The 2,272-nt window shown below is 69.2% G+C and carries 3 protein-coding genes; all 3 read left to right on the forward strand.

Going from position 1 to position 2,272, the window contains the following annotated elements; genetic code table 11:
- Positions 1–296: 296 nt before the first annotated feature.
- The 3 genes from ACFVIV_RS39120 to ACFVIV_RS39130 all read left to right on the forward strand — a co-directional run bounded on the left by ACFVIV_RS39120 (position 297) and on the right by ACFVIV_RS39130 (position 2,222).
- Complete coding sequence (locus ACFVIV_RS39120) at positions 297–1,034, forward strand: hypothetical protein (RefSeq protein WP_379205381.1); 738 nt, start codon at positions 297–299, stop codon at positions 1,032–1,034.
- 64 nt (positions 1,035–1,098) lie between these two features.
- A complete protein-coding gene (locus tag ACFVIV_RS39125) occupies positions 1,099–1,746 on the forward strand; it encodes a cyclase family protein (protein WP_379205383.1) in 648 nt (215 codons plus the stop codon).
- 140 nt (positions 1,747–1,886) lie between these two features.
- Positions 1,887–2,222, forward strand: a complete 336-nt coding sequence (locus ACFVIV_RS39130) for a hypothetical protein (protein ID WP_379205385.1) — start codon at positions 1,887–1,889, stop codon at positions 2,220–2,222.
- Positions 2,223–2,272 lie beyond the last annotated feature (50 nt).

The following is a 2,272-nucleotide window of genomic DNA, read 5'->3' on the forward strand; positions in this document are numbered from 1 at the left end:
TCCTTGTCCGTGCCCGTCCTCGTCCCAGCCCGCCTTCATCCCCATCCGCCCTCATCGCCGTCCGCCCGACAGTCTTCGGGGTCAAGGGGCGGAGCCCCTTGTGGGGGTGCGGGGGCTAGCCCCTGCGGGGTGCGGGGTGTCCCCGCCGGGGGCCGTGGGGGTGTCCCCCACAAATCAAACACAGCTTAAGAACGGTTCGAGAACATGATCTCCCCGCTAGCGGCCCCCGAGCTAACGTCAACCGGGTAGCTCCTGAACGTGAATCCCGTCGCTAGCTTCGGCCGAAGGGGAATTCCATGATGAAGTTCGGGAAAGCCGCCCTCCTCGCGGGCGTCGTCTGCGCCGCCCTCGGCCTGGTCATCGTTCCGGCCACCGCGGAGCCCGAGGAGGTCACCGTCACCGCCGGCCTGGCCGGGCGCACCGGCAAGGTGGTCATCGAGCACGGCAGCGTGGAGCTACAGGACGGCGCCGTGGTCATCCGGGACGCCAGCGGGAAGATCGTGCGAATCCTGGCCGGGTTCTACAAGATCGACGATCTGCGCTTTCCCATCGACGCCGATGTGCAGGGCAATACCGTCGTCCTGACGCCCGGCGCGGATGCGACCCAGGCCGCCTTCGAAGCGCCCGCCGCCACCCAGCCCGGGACCGAACAGGCCGAACGCGATCGGGTGACCAGGACCATTGCCGACGGCGGGGGCATCGGCGCGATCGCGGGCGGGATCCCGGGCGCCACCAGCGGATGTTTCCTGGCCGCGGGACCGGGCGCGATCGCCGGCGGGGTGCTGGGGTTCATCGCCGGCGGCCTCACCGCGGCGCTGTTGTCCCCGGTGCTGTTGCACGATGTTCCGGCCATCGATCCCGTGCTGGCGACGACCTTGGAGAGCCTGGGCGCGGGCAGCGGCGCGCTGACCGGGACGATCTCGGGCTGTGTGCTGGCGGGCGCGATCATCGGCGCGACGACCGCCGTGGCCGGGGCGCTGTCGGGTGCGGCCGTCGGCGCGGTGGTCGCGGCCTTCACCACCGAACAGCCGTAATCGAATCCGGATGCGACCGCGCTCAGCACTTGCGGGGGATGGCCGGGTTCGCGAGGCTGACATCGTGCGCATCATCGACCTGTCGGTTCCCGTGGAAACGGGGATGCCCGTGTACCCGGGCGATCCGGAGGTGCGGATCGAACCGGCGCTGACCGTCACCGCGGACGGGGTCAATGTGCTGCATCTGAGCATGGGGTCGCAGACCGGGACGCATGTGGACGCGCCCGTGCACATCGACGATTCGCTGCCGGCGCTGGACGCATTGCCGCTGGATCGGTTCATCGGGCCGGCGGTGGTCGTGGATGCGCGCGGGCTGGCGCCGCGCAGTGCGATCGGGCTCGAATACTTCGAGGGGCGGGTGGCCGCCGGGCAGGTCGTGCTCATTGCGACCGGGTGGTCGGCGTATTGGGGGACCTACGCCTATCAGGGGCATCCCGCACCGACCCCGGAGGCCGCGGCCTACCTCGTGGAATGCGGGGTGCGGACGGTGGGGATCGACGCGCTGAGCGTGGATCCGACACCGGCGCAGGATATTCCGGTGCACCGGATCCTGTGCGGGGCGCACGCGGTGATCGCGGAGAATCTCACCAATCTGGACCGGGTGCTGGCGGCGCAGGAGCTGGGACACCGGATCGAGGTGTCGCTGCTGCCCCTCAGGCTCGCCCGGGCGGACGGTGCGCCGGTGCGCGCCATTGCGCGAATCGATGCCTGACCTGTGCATTGCCGTACATCCACGCGACTGGATCAGTATCGTTTCTGATTTTGCGTCGCAGCTCACCCGATCTTCGTACACTCAGGACGACATCGGGGGGAGTCGGGACCCCCGCAGAGCTCGACCAGAGAGACCCTCACGTGAACCGTTGTGCCGTAACCACGTTCCTAGCCACGGCCGCCATCCTCAGCGCAACCCCCGCCGCCTCCGCCGACATCGTGCTGACCGAACCGGCCACGGTCGCCGACGATCCGATGGAATCCTCGGTCACCGGATCGGCCTCCGACTCGGCGCAGACCGGATCCAAAGGCGGGCTCATGACCACCGGATCCACCGGAACCGGATCCTTCGGACTGCCCAACCTGGACAAGATCCTCTTCGGCGACGGCCCGCTGTGCGCGGTCTTCGGCAGCGCCATCGCCATCCTGGGCGAATCGAGCCTGGGCTGCGGGTCCATGGGCGTCGGGACGAAGTAGGCCGGGTTCCCCAGGGCCTATCGAGCAAAAAGCGGCCCGGTACCAGCACT

Source organism: Nocardia sp. NPDC127526 (assembly GCF_042672265.1).
GTDB lineage: Bacteria > Actinomycetota > Actinomycetes > Mycobacteriales > Mycobacteriaceae > Nocardia.

What these genes read in the sequence shown, in the direction of transcription:
- ACFVIV_RS39120 (WP_379205381.1), top strand. Translation starts at nt 297, where the DNA reads ATGATGAAGTTCGGGAAAGCCGCCCTCCTCGCGGGCGTCGTCTGCGCC.